We start from the raw sequence: 15542 nt of genomic DNA, 5'->3' as shown, positions 1-15542 counted from the left end.
AAAATGCCCTGGCATATTTAAACGCCAAGGCACTACTAGCTACTTACATATTTATTTTTTTATTTGTATCGATTATCATGACCGACACAGTGTGCATCCCTATCTTTTTTAAATAAAAATATGTAACGGTTTCTCATAATAAATCTTGTTTAATTGTTAATTTACAAGTTAGGAAAAGTGTATCTTACTTTTGCTCGTTAGCTTCGTCTTTAATAGCTTTGCCACCTTTTTCAATATCTTGTCCCGCGCCCGCAATGGTGTTGCAACCAGTAAGTGTTGCAACTGTACCCGCTAGAAATAATGTGGTGATTAGAAACATAAAAGTTTTTTTAAGCATGATAAATCTCCTGATTTAAAAAATTAATTGAGTTTAAAGAGCTTAGTCTTTTTTCAGTAGCAAACTGTTTTCAACTGATTTAACACCTTCAATCTCAGCTGCAATTTTACCCGCCTGCTGAATTTGATCTTCAGTTTCAACAAAGCCGCTTAACAACACAACGCCTTGATGAGTTTTTACGCTCACTTTCAGGCTTTTTAAACCTTCATCTTTTAATAAGCTGCCTTTCACTTTTGACGTAATAACACTATCTTTAACTACGCGCTTAACAACCTTTTGTTCGGTCTGTGATTTGTAATTGGTATATTCCTGCTCATCCAGCGTGCCGTCATTGTCTTTATCAGCAGCAGTAAAGTGTTTAGCAAAAAGCTTTTCTTTTTTTGCTTCTGATTTGCTTAGTGTGCCGTCGCTATTAGTATCTAAAGCTTTAAATGATGTGGTGTAAGCTGATTGATTTACATTTTCCGGATTATCCAAAGCAAAGGCTTGTGAACTTAAAGATAAAGCAATAACAAGCATAGAAGATTTAAATTTGGTCTGGTTTTTCATGGTGTGTTTCCTAGTAATAATATAAAAATTTACGTACAGACTAAGAATAAGTGTAAGGGGTAGTTAAGTCTGTGCGCTAACTAACATAGCTGTAATTAACTGAATGGATTAAAGTGGTAGTTTCAGGGGCGGTGTCCAAGACTATAAGACCACACGTTTGCTGCGCCTTTGTTTACGTAAGTACTTTTCCTTTCCCGGTTTTGATACAGGAGGATTACTTAATTTTTCTAAAAGACAGTTCCAGCAGACGCTCCACCCCAATAGGCTCATCCTGAAGAAGCGGCACAACTGCGTAGCGTTTTGCATGCTGATTTGCCACAGACTTGATTTCACGAATCTCATTAGAGGCACGCTTACGTAACAGTGCCGACTTGACTGAAGCTGCAGCAACGCTGGAGTTGATAACCCATGCCCAAGGTTCTATGCCGGCACGGCGAAGGTCTGCCTGCAGGTTGGCAGCTTCCAGCACTGGTGTGGTCTCGGCCAAAGTCACAATCAGTATCTTGGTCTGTTTTTTGTCCTGAAGTTGCATCATAGGCGTAGTGAAGTGTAATCCGCTCTTACTCATCTGGCGTGAGACTTCTCTGTGATACGCGCCTGTGGCATCTAGCAGCAGTAACGTGTGTCCAGTTGGTGCAGTATCCATCACTACAAATTTCTTTCCAGCCTCACGAATGATGCGAGAAAATGCCTGAAATACTGCGATTTCTTCTGTGCAGGGGGAGCGTAAATCTTCTTTTAGTAAAGCACGTCCCTGAACATCAAGTTTTGCACCTTTGGTATCCAATACGTGCTGCCTATAACGTGCAACCCTCAGTAAATAACTTATGATTTATGCTTATGACTTATAAAGTGCTTTAAAAAAGAATTGTTCATATTCCACAAAATTTAAATTCAGATTCTTTAGTAAGCTGATTAATCTATCTTCAGGAAGTGGGCGTGAAATAAAGTAACCCTGCATTTCGTCACAGCCCATCTCTGCAAGCATTTTACGTTGCCCTTCATTTTCGACGCCTTCAGCCACTACGTTCAAATCAAGCGCGTGTGCAAGTTCAATCACAGCCTGAACTACGCCGCGTGTTCTGTTATTAGTCGCTATGTTTTCAGTAAATGTAGGGTCTAGTTTTAATTCGCTCACTGGCCATTTTTGAAGATTGGTCAGGCTAGATGAGTAGGTGCCAAAGTCATCTAGCGTTACTTTGATTTCTGCGTCCTGAAAACGACTGAGCTGATTATTGAATATTTCCTGATTCTTAAGTGCGGCCGATTCCGTCATTTCAACAATCAAGCTCGATTTTGGTAATTCATAACGATTTAACATTTCGGTAATGCTGCTGACTAAACTGGCATTAATCAATTGTTGATGCGATATATTGATGGCGATGTTAAATGGAATGTCCAGATGTTTAAGCTGGCGCAATGTACGGCAACTTTCTTCAATCACCCAGTCACTAATCGCATAGCTTAATCCAAACCGTTCTGCTGCTGGCATGAACTCTGCCGGATTGAGTAAACCTCTCACCGGATGTTCCCAGCGTAATAGCGCTTCTGCACCTATAGGCTCTCTAGTGAGACTGTCAATTTTAATTTGATAATGTAATTTGAGTTCATCGTTGGCTAATGCATTTTTTAAGTCATATTGCATTTCCAATAATTGATCAGCTGCAGAGGAAATCTCAGTATCGAAGAAGCGGTATTGATTTTTACCATCTTTCTTGGCGCGATACATAGCGGTGTCAGCAGCACTTATCAGCTCATTAATGTTGCCATCTTTAGGGTGCATGGCAACGCCAATTGAAACTGAAGGGTGTAGTTCAGTGTTATTGATTATGCATGATTCACGCACTGAGCTTACCATGCGTTCTACAACGGCTATGCAGTCTTCATATGAATCTACCTCTTCAATGATGGCGATAAATTCATCCCCACCAATTCTAGCCACCTCGTCGCAGCCACGCACTGCTGCCACTAATCTTTTGGCGATTTTCTGTAAAACCTTATCGCCTACCTGGTGACCTAATGTATCGTTGATTTGTTTGAAATTATCGACATCAACAAAAGCAACCGCTAAGCTAGAGCCACTTCTTTCACATCTTCTCGTGGCCGCTTCTAAATGTTGCATCAGTGCGCGGCGATTTGGTAGTTGTGTCAGCGTGTCTAATAATGCTTGCCGACTCATTTCCTGATGGTCTTCTTTTTTGAATAAATTAAATTTAAACGTGTCGTAGCCGAGTTTGTCGTAAAAAATGGCTACAATAAATCCTACTAAAAATAGGCTAAGAAGACCTAGTGCAATGGTGACACCTAACAAAGTGCTGTCATAAGGCAGGTGAATGTTGCTAATGGCGTTTACCGGCACTTTTATTGAAGCGTTATCCACTTGATGTATGCCGCTGATTGCTAGGGATATAATGATGGCAAATATGGATTTAGTGAGGAACGGGAATTTACCTGCGTAGTTTTTAATCCAGAACATAATCATAATTCCTAGCATGGTGACGGCAAATGTAACCATAAATGCGATCAGACAAATAGCGGGTAAAAATGTGATTGCAGGTTGAATTTTCATCGAAGATATGCTGAAATAAAATATCCCGTAAGCACTGGCGCTAGCCAGCAATCCGCCAGCCATTAACGATTTTATCGGCAACGTTTTTTGACTCGATATGTGTAATATAACCGCTGAATATATGAGCGCGGAAAGCCAAGATATTATCAAGTAGACTAAATCATAGCCAGCAGCGTGTACGACTGGAAAGGCTAGTACGTCAAGAAAGTGGATAGCCCACAAACTGCTACCCACAATGACGGTGCTATATACCAATAAATTTCTTTTATCATGGGCTTGTGATTTATATAGCTTGCTGACCAGGCTAAATGTGAGCAATACCGCAAAGTAGCTCAATAGCATAGAAAGTACGATTAATTTCAAATTGTAATTACTCATTTTCACTTGGTCATCTAAATCCTGTTCGGATTAGAAAATGCCTATAAAGTTAGATAAATGAGTAATTGCAATGTCTATGCCATATTAAAGTGGTCAATGCATTGGACGTAAAAAAAGCTGCAGAAGCTTATGAGTGCTTGCTTGCAGCCTTTTTATGAAAACATCTTGCCTAAGAAACGCTAATCTTAATTAGCCTATTGTTGTCGAAAATATGACAGTTATGCAGTTAAATGCCACGTAATAACTCGTTAATTCCTACTTTACCTAAAGTTTTCTCATCTACTTTTTTAACGATCACTGCGCAATAGAGACTGTAGCTACCATCTTTAGATGGTAAATTACCTGAAACCACGACTGAACCTGATGGAATGCGGCCATAAGTAACGCTACCAGTTTCGCGATCGTAGATTTTAGTAGATTGGCCAATATAGACGCCCATTGAAATGACGCAGTTGTCTTCTACAATCACACCTTCAACCACTTCAGAGCGTGCGCCGATAAAGCAGTTGTCGCCAATAATGGTTGGGCCAGCCTGAATAGGTTCTAGTACGCCACCAATGCCCACGCCGCCACTCAGGTGTACGTTTTTACCAATTTGCGCACATGAGCCTACCGTTGCCCAAGTATCTACCATGGTGCCTTCGCCCACATACGCGCCGATATTTACATACGAAGGAAGTAGCACCGCATTTTTGCCTATGAATGAACCGCGACGCACCATCGCATTAGGCACTACGCGGAAGCCACCAGCCTTAAAGTCTTCTTCAGTGTAATCGGCGAATTTTGGCGGCACTTTGTCAAAGTATTTGGTGCAGCCACCTTCAAGCAAAACGTTATCATCTAGGCGGAATGAGAGCAAAACTGCTTTTTTCAGCCATTGATGTGTTTCCCAGTTTTGGCTGTTGCCTATGCGCGAAGCCACTCGCAATTTTCCTGCATCTAAATCCGCAATTAAAGAAGCGACTGTCGCTTTGATTTCAGCAGATGCGTTGCTCGGGTTGATGTTGGCACGGTCTTCAAAAGCCGCTTCGATAATACTTTGACGTGGATCCATAATACTCTCAAAATTTAGTGAATTTAATAAAAGCGTTATTTTAACCTAAAGAGCGCATTCGCCAAAAACAAAGCGCGTGACGGATTTAAAAATCCGCACGCGCTATTAATCTTCCTGCTGAAGATGAATAGTTATTTAGATTTTGATGCTTCGTACAGAGGTTTTACTTTTGGTACTAGAGCGCGTAATTCTGCAATTCGGCTATCGTTGGCAGGGTGGGTACTAAAAAACTCGGGTGGTTTAGCGCCGCCTAGAGCACTCATTTTTTGCCATAAAGTGATGGCTGCCTCAGGGTTAAAGCCAGCACGCGCTGAAAGCTCCAAACCAATTTTGTCAGCTTCACGTTCTTGCTCCCGGCCGTTTGGCAAGGCAAAGAATAATTGACTACCCAAGCCTGCCGCCTGAACTGAAGCATTGCCAACGGCAGCACTTGACCCTTTGGTTAATATTGCGCCTAAGGCTTGCAAGCCAAATTGTTGAACATAGGCTTGCGACATGCGCTCGCGGCCATGCTCGCGTAAGGCATGTGCAATTTCGTGGCCAATGACTGCACCTAATTCATCGTCCGTGGCTTTTAGCTGGTCAATCAAGCCAGTGAGCACCATAATTTTACCGCCAGGCATGCAATAGGCATTTACCTGATCGCTTTTATCTACGTTAACTTCCCATTTCCATTGCACTGCATCAGGTCTGAATATGCCAACCTGAGCGATGAGTTTGTTTGAAATGCCGCGCACGCGCTCTAATTGCGCCTTGTCTGTATTGAGGGTATGTTTTTTTTGCGATTCTTGTAGAGTCTGTGTATAAGCTTGAGTAGACATGTCAGCTACTTGCGAGGCCGGCAGTAGCATGAGCTGTGTGCGATGTACGCCAGAGACGCTATCTTTAGTCGTAGTAGCGCAGCCAGTCATTTGCAAAGTACAGGTAGTCAATAAAATAAGCGTTATTTTTTTCATGAAATATCTCCTAAATCTAAAGCGTGCGGGCCTAATTTAACGAATTAGCATTAAAAATGGTTGAATGAGAAAAATGGATAAAGTTAAATTTTTAATTGAGAGCCAAGTTCTATGACGCGGTTAGGCGGTAGTTTAAATTGATTGGTAATGGTTTCAGCACTTCTGAACAAGCCAATGAAGATTTTTTTACGCCAAAAGGACATGCCGGATTTGCCGCTAGCAATAAGACTCTCTTTGCCTATGAAAAATGAAGTATCCATTTCGTTTAATACTAACCCTTTATCTGCGCATAACAATAGGTCGCGTGGTAAATCAGGCTCATCTTTGAAGCCATATTGCACGGTTACTTTATAAAACTCATGCGGAAGAATTTCTAATTTGACACGCTCTTCATCCAATGTGTGTGGATAGTCTAAAAACTTAACCGTTAGAATCACCATTCTTTCATGTAACACCTTATTATGCTTTAAATTGTGCAGCATGGCGTGAGGCACACCGTCCGGGTTAGGGGTCATAAATATCGCTGTGCCAGGCACACGTGTAGGCGGATGTGCGCCTATGGCTTCGATGAAAGGGTCTAATTCCATTGCTTCATTTTTAAGCCTTGTATACACCATGGCACGTCCTGTTTTCCAGGTCAGCATTAAGGTGAAAATGACTATGCCTATGACAAGCGGTACCCAGCCGCCATCTGGTATTTTTAGTACGTTTGCACTAAAAAAGGCAACATCAACCGTTAAAAACATGGCAACCAATGCGCCAGTACGTAGCTTGCTCCAGCCCCATATATGACGGAATACAAAGCCAGCTAGTAATGTGGTGATGACCATGTCGCCTGTTACCGCAATTCCGTAAGCCGCAGCCAAATTACCTGATGATTTAAAACTCAACACCAGCGCCATGACGGCAAGCATTAAAAGCCAGTTTACACGAGGCATGTAAACCTGACCTTCTTGGCTTTCAGACGTGTGCTCTACATGCATACGGGGTAAATAGCCAAGCTGTAAGGCCTGGCGAGAGACGGAAAATGCGCCGGTAATGACCGCTTGTGAGGCGATTACCGCGGCTAGCGTTGCTAATACGATGAGTGGATATAGCATCCATTCAGGTGCAAGCAGGTAGAAGGGGTTTTTGATGGTTTCAGGATTTAATAATACCAGTGCACCTTGTCCAAAGTAGTTAAGAATTAATGCGGGCAGTACAAAACCAAACCAAGCTAAACGAATGGGAATTCGACCAAAATGCCCCATGTCTGCATATAATGCTTCAGCGCCAGTCACCGCAAGCACCACGGCACCCAAAGCCACAAAGGCAATCCACGGACTTACTGCGAAAAATTGAACAGCATAGATTGGATTGAGCGAGTGCAAAATGGCAGGGTGTTGCATAATGCCTTGTATACCTAAAACTCCCAAAGTACCAAACCAAAGTAGCATCACTGGGCCAAAAAAGGCACCGACTAATGCTGTACCTTTGCTTTGTGCCCAAAACAAAACGAACAGTACTATCAGCGTAATTGGCAATATCATTGGGTGTAGTATTGGTGCGGCCAGTTCTAAACCTTCTATCGCTGATAGCACCGAAATGGCAGGAGTAATCATGCCGTCAGCATAAAACATGCACGCTCCTAAGATACCTAACAACATTACTATGTGTTGTTTTTTTAGATCGCCTGCGGCACTTTGGCTAGCTAGAGCCAGTAAAGCCATAATGCCGCCCTCGCCACGGTTGTCAGCCCGCATGATAAAAGCTACATATTTTACAGATACCACCATAATGAGCGCCCAAACAATCAGTGACAGAATGCCGTACATATTGGCTTCAGTCAGCGGTACAGGATGGGTGCTAACGGAGAACACCTCTTTAATGGTGTACAAAGGGCTGGTGCCGATATCACCAAATACCACGCCTAAAGCAGCTAAGGTGAGTGCAGAAAGCTTGGTTTTACTGCCAGTAGGAGATGACATTAAAATGAAGGATGTATTTAAGTAGGACAGCTATTATCATGCAACTTAAATACTAAACCAACAGATTTCTTCTGAATTTATAAATGAGCAGGATGCAAATATAGAATTTCTTAGAATATTCCGTGCTGGCTATATTGTAAAGTTTGAGCTAACTCACTTTGAGTGACGCTTAATGTTAAGGCTTACAAATTAGGATGCATGCTAGAAACTGTAAATTATTGTTAATAATCAAGGATATTGTTCAAGTAAAACAAGTGTTTATTGATTAAATAACTCAATGAATGTAACATTCAGCGTGAATTTGGCTTTGATGATAATTAAAGTTTTAAGTGATGTAGTTTTTATACTTGTGAGTATGTCTGATAGTTGTCCGAAATTGCGTGAGTTTTTAAGGAAAAAATGTTTTGAATAATAATTTTAAATACAAATTAATTGCCTTAGTATTGGCTTCCGGCGCAGGTGTTGCGCTAAGTAATGCTGCTTATGCCGCAGAGCCTTTCGTTACCTTGAAAGAAATGGTTGAGAAAACCGTCACTTCAAACCCTGAAGTGCAGTCGCGATATCACCGTTTTTTAGAATCCGGGTTTGAACAAGATGTCGTGCGCGGTGGTTTTTTACCTAAAGCCGATATAGTCTCAACTTACAGAAAGCAGGAGGAGTTACTCAAACCGGCTGATGGTACAAGCATTCCCCGCTTTAATAATGAACTGGTGTTAAGGCAAATGATTTTTGATGGCTTTGCTACTAGTAATGAAGTTAAGCGTTTGGGCCACGCCAATCGTGTGCGTTATTACGAGCTACAAAGTACCATGCAAAACACCACGCTTGAATTTATGCGTGCTTATATCGACACAATGCGCTATCGCGAGCTAAGTCAGTTTGCAAAAGATAACTATGTCGTACACAAACAACTTTTTGATCGTATTCAAGAGCGTGTCAATGCGGGTGTTGCTCGAAAAGTTGACCTAGAGCAAGCCTCAGGACGTTTGGCCTTAGCAGAAGCCAACTTACTGACTGAAACAACCAATTTGCACGATGTAACGGCACGCTTACAAAGATTGTATGGCGAATTGCCGCCAGAAACCTTAGAAGCACCTACTTTTTTTAATGCAGGTGTAGAACCCACTTCAGCTGAAGCATTAAAAGTGGCTTACAATCAAAATCCTGACTTGCTTTCAACCATTGAAGACATTCAGGCAAGTAAAAATGAGATAAAAACGAGAGAAGCGCGTTATATGCCCAAGTTGGATTTGCAGGCACGTAAAAATCTAGGCGTAAGTTCAGATGGTCGTTACAGCTCAAGTGCCGCTGATTTGCTTGAACTCACCATGAATTTCAATTTATTCAATGGTTTTTCTGATCAGAACGCAGTTAAAATGACTGCAGAAAAGTTAAACAACTCCAAAGACTTGCGTGATAAAGCCTGTGTAGATACGCGTCAGATTGTGGTAATTGCATACAACGATATTCAGCAGCTTAAAGAGCAAGAAAAATATCGTACAAACCATAAAAACTCTATCGAAAATGCGCGTGAAGCCTATCGTAAACAATTCGACATCGGTCAGCGCACGTTGCTGGATTTGTTAGATACTGAAAATGAATACTTTCAAGCAAAACGATCATTAACCAACACACAATTTGATATTCAAACGGCATACGCCAGAACATACGCTGGACAAGGTGAGTTGTTAAATAAAATTGGTGCGGCTCGCGGTGGTTTGCCAGAATACAAGCGTGAAAGCTATATGGACAATGAAAATGTGTGCCAAGCAATAGCACCAGTCCAAGTTGTTGTAGATAAAGCTGAACTTTTGGCCAATGCAAAACCATTAAGCTCAACATTAACTACACTTAAAACACCAGAACCAGCAAAAATAGAAATTAAACCACTTGCCAATAAGGTGGTGCCAGATGTTCAATTTGAGATAAACAGCGCCAGAATCAAAGCAGTATCATATCCGGTTTTAGATAATGCAATTATCACGCTAAAAGAATGGGGTGATTCAAGTGTTGAAATCGCAGGACATACAGATCAGCGCGACACTTCAAAAGCTGATTATAATCAGGCATTATCAGAAAAGCGTGCAAAAGCAGTGCTTGAGTATGTGGTGAAAAAAGGCGTGGATGCTAACCGTCTAACCGCAAAAGGTTATGGGTTCAGTCAGCCAATCGCCGAGAATGATCCTAAAGAAGGAAATGCTGTAAATCGTCGTGTTGAGTTGATTCGCCAGTAGAAATAAATTATCTTCCTGGTGACCTGAACGGAAGCCTAGGTTTCCGCTTTTTTTGGTTTGTATCAAGTCAAGTAAAACTTTTTGTTAATTTTTGCAGTATTTATATAAAAAAGCATATTTTTGCTTATAAAAAAGCAAAGTAAAGTGTTAGAATACGCTCCGCAATTTGATGTAGACCTGCTATCCGCCCGGGTGGTGAAATTGGTAGACACAAGAGACTTAAAATCTCTCGCCTTATGGGTGTGCCGGTTCGACTCCGGCTCCGGGCACCAATCCTGTATAAAACTGGGCACTTGATTCAAGTGCCTTTTTTTATTTCGCGTATCCGTTTCTTAATGGGTAAATTTGCACCAGTCTAGGTAAGTTTTGCCAGCTAAATAGAGGCTGAGTTGATTGCAATGACAGCTGGATGGCTGGAGCGGCGCTCAACAGAGATGGCGTAAAACCGTTCAAGTATTTCATTTGTTTGGCCTATCGACACTACCCCATGTTGGTGTTCTACCTCATCGGCAATCATAGTTGGCGCAGTAAAGATTCCAATCCCCGCCTGTCCAAAGGCTTTCATTAGTGCGCTGTCGTCAAATTCACCTACTATTCTTGGGCGTATGCGTTGCATGTCTAGCCAGCGTATAAGCCTTCCTCGCATTGCTGTATCTAGGTTTGGTACCAATAATGGGGCTTGATTAAGGCTGGCGGGGAAGTCTTTGCTATATTGTTTAGCCAATGTTGGCGTTGCAAAAAAACTTACCCCGCATTCAACTAGTTTGTGACTGTAACCTTTGATGTTGATGTCAGCTGGCATTGGACGGTCAGACAACACCAAATCTAAACGGTGTATTACCAAATCAGCCAGTAAGCGCTCTAGCTTATCTTCTTTACATATAATTTTAATAGGTTCTGCCAGTGACATTGCTGGGGCTAGAAGTTTGTAAACAATTGATTTAGGCATCACGTCAGCAATGCCGACGCGAAATTGTGTTGGAAGCTTGACGGTGCCGCCGCTCAAGGCTTGTTCCATTTCTGCGCCAATTTCAAAAATCTCTTCTGCGTATGACAATGCTAATCTACCGGTCTCGGTCAATTCTAAGCCTCGTCCAACCCTGCGAAACAGTGTGGTCTTTAACGAATTTTCCAGCAGGCCAATCTGACCGCTGAGCGTTTGAGGCGCAAGATCCAGCTGCTCGCTGGCACGTGCAATGCTACCAGAGCGGGCTACACGCCAAAAGTAATGTAGTTGTTTGTAGTTAAGCATTGCCTATTAATCATCCTTTTTTTACGAGCTATCAATCAGTATATTACATATTTTTATGATATATTGATTCATCTAATATACATCCGTATTAAGCGCGACCATTTTTTACATACGGAGACAATGATGCAACTTGATATTCAAACAAACGGTTTTTCCATCACTGAGGGTATTCGACACTACACTACTCAGCGCATGCAATTTGCGCTTGATCGTAACGATGGGCAAATCATTCATGCAAGGGTGAGTTTGGCGGACATTAATGGACCACGAGGTGGTATTGATAAAAGATGCCAGATTAACCTTGCGTTGGTTGGTCAAAATAACATTGTGATAGAAGATACTGAAGCTGATCTTTATGTTGCTATTGATCGTGCAAGTGACCGCTGTGAGCGCACTCTAGTGAGACGCCTTGAGCGTTTGCGTCAATATTCACATGATTCTGCCACCATCAAGTTAGCTGATGAAGAATAATTAAGTTTAATATTTGTAAAAATTTCGGCCTGAGGTAAGCGCAATTTAATTTTAAGCCTCAATATTTTATATTATGGAGTTTGTAATGAAACGTATCATCTATTTTTTAGCTACTAACATTGCCATTATGCTGGTGCTTTCTGTCACCATGCGCATACTAGGCGTAGAGCCGTATTTGAATGAGAACGGCCTTGATTTAGGTAACTTGCTGGCTTTTGCTGCGATTATGGGTTTTGGCGGTGCTTTCATCTCGCTGGCGATGTCCAAGTGGTCAGCTAAACGCATGTCTGGTGCAGTGGTGATAGAAGAACCACGTACACCGACGGAAATCTGGCTAATGAAAACGGTGCGTGCACAGGCAGATATGGTGGGAATTAAAATGCCGGAAGTCGCTGTGTTCGACTCGCCTGAAGTTAACGCTTTTGCTACGGGGATGACCAAAAATAGCTCGCTTGTAGCAGTTTCTACCGGTTTGCTCAACAAAATGAGCAAAGATGAAGCCGAAGCGGTGCTGGCGCATGAAGTGTCGCATATCTCCAATGGGGATATGGTGACGCTGACTTTGATTCAGGGCGTAGTGAATACTTTTGTCATGTTCCTCTCGCGTGTCATCGGCTATGCAGTGGACAAAATTATATTCAAAACTGAAAAAGGTACTGGCCCAGCATTCTTTGTCACCATGATGATTGCTCAATTCGTTCTAGGCATATTGGCATCAATTATTGTAATGTGGTTCTCACGCCAGCGTGAATTCCGGGCGGATGCGGGTGCGGCAAAACTATCTAGCTCAAAAAAAATGATCGCTGCATTAGAGCGTCTACAAGCCGAGCATGAACCTTCAGTATTGCCTGAACAAATGGCGGCTTCGGGTATATCAGGCGGCGGGGCAAGCGGTTTTAAAAAGTTATTTACCACGCACCCTAGTTTAGAAGAGCGAATTGCCGCGTTGCGTAGTAGCACGTAAACTTATTATAGAAAGTGCTTATGCAGGAAAACACAAAAATGAAACGTATTGAACACGCTATTGAACACTTTATGTTCGCTAGTCGCTGGCTACTGGTGCCTTTCTATATTGGCCTGATTGCGGGTATTGGATTGTTATTGGTAAAGTTTGGTAAAGCGTTTTTTGCAATATTGCCGGTGGTGTTTTCTGGTGACAGCAGCGCAGCTTTGCTCGGAATACTTACTCTTGTAGACATCACGCTGGTTGCCAACTTGCTGCTAATTATCATTTTTGCGGGTTATGAGAATTTCGTCTCTAAAATTGATACCGGCGATAATGAAGATAGGCCAGACTGGATGGGCCATGTGAGTTTCGCTGACCTGAAGCTGAAATTGATAGGTTCTATTGTGGCCATTTCAGGTATTGAACTGCTGAAATATTTTATCAATGTGAAAGAAGTTTTGGCCTCTGAAAATGGTAATTACCAATTAGCTTGGCTGGTGGGTATACATTTGACTCTGGTATTCTCAGGTGTCATGTTTGCAGTCATGGATCGTATTGCTGGCGGTAACCATGCAAGCAAAGATAAATAAGGGTAGAAAGAAGCTGTTTGATAGACTTAATTTGAATGAGATGGTTTGAAAGACTACATGCCTTTTAGTCGCCGCATTGTGCCATGGCTTGCGCTGGGTGGATTATTATTACTTGCGTTCATGGTGGTTACGCCGTTTCTAGCGCCAATTGCCTGGGCGGGGGTGTTGGCTTATGCCTCTTGGCCTGTGGCTTCAAGGATTCGTCGTTGGTGCAAAAACCGTGACACGCTGGCAGCGAGCCTTTCAACAGCGTTAGTCGCGTTAACGCTGTTTCTGCCTTTAATCTGGCTGGTTTGGCTGGCACAGCAAGAGCTGAGTAACACTTACCCTGTGCTGCAAGATTTTCTGACTAATCCTCCACCGGTGCCTGAAGCATTTCGCGGTCTGCCTTGGTTGGGTGATTGGCTGGTGCATCAACAAGCCACTCTTGTGGCTAATCCACAAGGTGTTTCGTCTGTCATTAAAGCGTGGCTTGCTGCGCATACAAATGACCTCACCACTCTGGCGGGTGGTGTAGGGAAAAATTTGGTGAAACTGATTTTTGTAATAGTGATTTTGTTTTTTTTCTACCGCGATGGCGTACGTATTGTTCGAGAACTGCGCCATGTGCTGGAACGATTTATTGGCGCGCAAGTACATGATTATTTGCACGCAGTTGGCACGACTGCGCGTGCCGTCGTTTACGGTATTTTATTGACGGCTTTAGTGCAAGGCATAGTCGCTGGATTAGGTTATTGGGTTGCCGGGTTGGCATCGCCGGTGATGTTTGGTGTTCTGACCATGATATTAGCACTCATTCCATTTGGCACACCTTTAGCTTGGGGAGCGGCAGGGCTCTGGCTATTGCTACAAGGGGATACCGGCGCTGCCATTGGCGTGTGGATATGGGGTGCGGTGGTGGTTAGCCAGATAGATAACTTTCTGCGCCCTTTGTTTATTAGCAGCGTTAGCCCGATACCATTTTTGTTTGTGCTGTTTGGAGTGCTAGGCGGTCTTTTGGCTTTTGGTTTGGTTGGCTTGTTTATAGGCCCAATTGTGCTTGCGGTGATATGGGCAGTATGGCGTGAGTGGGCCGCGCATTTGGAAGAAGAAGTAACAGATGATAAGGCTGAGTTAATCTAATCAAAATTACAATGACAAATAAAGGAATGAGAAATTGATGGGCGAATTACAAACAATAGGTTCTTGGTGGATGTGGGTAGGTTTTGGCGTGTTTGTGGTCGCCATGTTAGCTATTGATATGGTTGCATTAGGACGCAAAGGTGCACATAAAGTCGGTGCAAAAGAAGCGCTGGTTTGGTCATTGGTCTGGTTTACGCTAGCACTGTTATTTGGCGGTGTGCTATGGGGATGGCTGGATCACACCGCTGGTCGTGATGTGGCCGATACCAAGGTGATGGAGTATTTAACAGGCTATCTGCTGGAAAAAACCTTGGCTATGGATAACATTTTTGTTTTTGTCATGATTTTCAGCTATTTTGCCGTACCACTGGAATTTCAGAAACGAATACTGGTATATGGCGTGCTGGGTGCGATTGTGTTGCGCGCTTTGATGATATTGCTGGGTGCCTGGTTAATTGCACAGTTTCATTGGGTGTTGTATTTGTTCGGAGCATTTTTACTGATTACTGGTATTAAGATGTTTATTTTCGCTGACCATGAGCCTGACCTTGCTAAAAACCCACTATTGAAATGGCTGCGCAGTCATGTGCGTATTACTGATGGTTATCACGGTGATAAATTCTGGATTGTTGATAAAGGTGTGCGTTGGTTCACACCTATGTTCTTGGTGCTAGTGCTGATTGAAATCTCAGACGTGGTATTTGCGATGGATAGTATCCCGGCTATTTTTGCTGTGACCAGCGACCCGTTTATCGTCTTTACTTCCAACATCTTTGCCATTCTTGGTTTGCGTGCACTGTATTTTTTACTTGCAGATATGGCCGATCGATTCCATTTGCTCAAATATGGCCTGGCTGTGGTATTAATCTTTGTGGGTACTAAAATGCTGATAGTCGATTGGTTCAAGATTCCAGTTGCGGTATCGCTAGGTGTGGTGATAGCGGTATTGGGCACTAGCATCATGTTGAGCCTGCTTGCTAGCCGTAAACCAAAAGAAATGGATAGCATTCAATAGTCATAAATATGCAAAAGTTGTTTGTATAATCTAGAGTATCATTGATTTATCGCAAGTTAATCTTATAGGTGATAGGTAACATCAGCCACATGAACTGTATAG

13 protein-coding genes, 1 tRNA gene and 1 pseudogene are annotated in these 15542 nt (G+C 42.6%); 7 read left to right on the top strand and 8 right to left on the bottom strand.

Going from position 1 to position 15542, the window contains the following annotated elements:
* Positions 1 to 184: 184 nt before the first annotated feature.
* The 7 genes and pseudogenes from Q8J82_RS07630 to Q8J82_RS07600 form a co-directional block, all read right to left on the bottom strand.
* Entirely contained in the window at positions 185 to 337 is a 153-nt protein-coding gene (locus tag Q8J82_RS07630; protein ID WP_304909208.1) for an entericidin A/B family lipoprotein, read from the bottom strand.
* A gap of 42 nt (positions 338 to 379) precedes the next feature.
* Positions 380 to 886 carry a BON domain-containing protein gene (locus Q8J82_RS07625; RefSeq protein WP_304909207.1) on the bottom strand — a complete coding sequence of 169 codons (507 nt, stop codon included), beginning with the start codon at positions 884 to 886 and terminating at the stop codon, positions 380 to 382.
* A 214-nt stretch (positions 887 to 1100) separates the two neighbouring features.
* Positions 1101 to 1691: pseudogene (locus Q8J82_RS07620) on the bottom strand (ArsA-related P-loop ATPase); the annotation flags it as partial.
* A 33-nt stretch (positions 1692 to 1724) separates the two neighbouring features.
* Positions 1725 to 3833 (bottom strand): EAL domain-containing protein, encoded by a 2109-nt coding sequence (locus Q8J82_RS07615; RefSeq protein ID WP_305327465.1) that lies wholly within the window; start codon positions 3831 to 3833, stop codon positions 1725 to 1727.
* 226 nt (positions 3834 to 4059) lie between these two features.
* Positions 4060 to 4887, bottom strand: coding sequence for a 2,3,4,5-tetrahydropyridine-2,6-dicarboxylate N-succinyltransferase (gene dapD / locus Q8J82_RS07610; protein ID WP_305252124.1), 828 nt, complete (start codon positions 4885 to 4887; stop codon positions 4060 to 4062).
* 131 nt (positions 4888 to 5018) lie between these two features.
* On the bottom strand, positions 5019 to 5843 hold the full coding sequence (locus Q8J82_RS07605; RefSeq protein WP_304890277.1) for a M48 family metallopeptidase: 825 nt from the start codon (positions 5841 to 5843) through the stop codon (positions 5019 to 5021).
* Between the two features lie 83 nt (positions 5844 to 5926).
* The gene (locus Q8J82_RS07600; RefSeq protein ID WP_305328054.1) at positions 5927 to 7810 is read right to left on the bottom strand and encodes a potassium transporter Kup; all 1884 of its coding nucleotides are present in this window, start codon (positions 7808 to 7810) and stop codon (positions 5927 to 5929) included.
* A gap of 404 nt (positions 7811 to 8214) precedes the next feature.
* Between Q8J82_RS07600 and Q8J82_RS07595 the strand changes: the two genes are divergently transcribed.
* Positions 8215 to 10044 carry a TolC family outer membrane protein gene (locus Q8J82_RS07595; RefSeq protein WP_305328053.1) on the top strand — a complete coding sequence of 610 codons (1830 nt, stop codon included), beginning with the start codon at positions 8215 to 8217 and terminating at the stop codon, positions 10042 to 10044.
* Between the two features lie 186 nt (positions 10045 to 10230).
* Positions 10231 to 10316: transfer RNA gene (locus Q8J82_RS07590), tRNA-Leu, on the top strand.
* Between the two features lie 101 nt (positions 10317 to 10417).
* On the opposite strand, the gene nhaR is transcribed toward Q8J82_RS07590, so the two are convergent.
* Complete coding sequence (gene nhaR / locus Q8J82_RS07585; RefSeq protein ID WP_305328052.1) at positions 10418 to 11296, bottom strand: transcriptional activator NhaR; 879 nt, start codon at positions 11294 to 11296, stop codon at positions 10418 to 10420.
* 120 nt (positions 11297 to 11416) lie between these two features.
* Between nhaR and hpf the strand changes: the two genes are divergently transcribed.
* From hpf to Q8J82_RS07560, 5 genes are all read left to right on the top strand, one after another.
* Positions 11417 to 11767, top strand: coding sequence for a ribosome hibernation-promoting factor, HPF/YfiA family (gene hpf, locus Q8J82_RS07580; RefSeq protein ID WP_305328051.1), 351 nt, complete (start codon positions 11417 to 11419; stop codon positions 11765 to 11767).
* Between the two features lie 85 nt (positions 11768 to 11852).
* Positions 11853 to 12731, top strand: a complete 879-nt coding sequence (gene htpX, locus Q8J82_RS07575) for a protease HtpX (RefSeq protein WP_305328050.1) — start codon at positions 11853 to 11855, stop codon at positions 12729 to 12731.
* Positions 12732 to 12769: 38 nt separating this feature from the next.
* Positions 12770 to 13303, top strand: a complete 534-nt coding sequence (locus Q8J82_RS07570) for a TIGR00645 family protein (RefSeq protein WP_304889886.1) — start codon at positions 12770 to 12772, stop codon at positions 13301 to 13303.
* Between the two features lie 45 nt (positions 13304 to 13348).
* Positions 13349 to 14425, top strand: a complete 1077-nt coding sequence (locus tag Q8J82_RS07565) for an AI-2E family transporter (protein ID WP_304889887.1) — start codon at positions 13349 to 13351, stop codon at positions 14423 to 14425.
* Positions 14426 to 14462: 37 nt separating this feature from the next.
* Positions 14463 to 15440 carry a TerC family protein gene (locus Q8J82_RS07560; protein ID WP_304889897.1) on the top strand — a complete coding sequence of 326 codons (978 nt, stop codon included), beginning with the start codon at positions 14463 to 14465 and terminating at the stop codon, positions 15438 to 15440.
* Positions 15441 to 15542: the final 102 nt, after the last annotated feature.

It is taken from the genome of Methylotenera sp. (assembly GCF_030684185.1).
Lineage (GTDB): Bacteria > Pseudomonadota > Gammaproteobacteria > Burkholderiales > Methylophilaceae > Methylotenera.
This window is presented reverse-complemented; position numbering and strand designations above follow the sequence as displayed.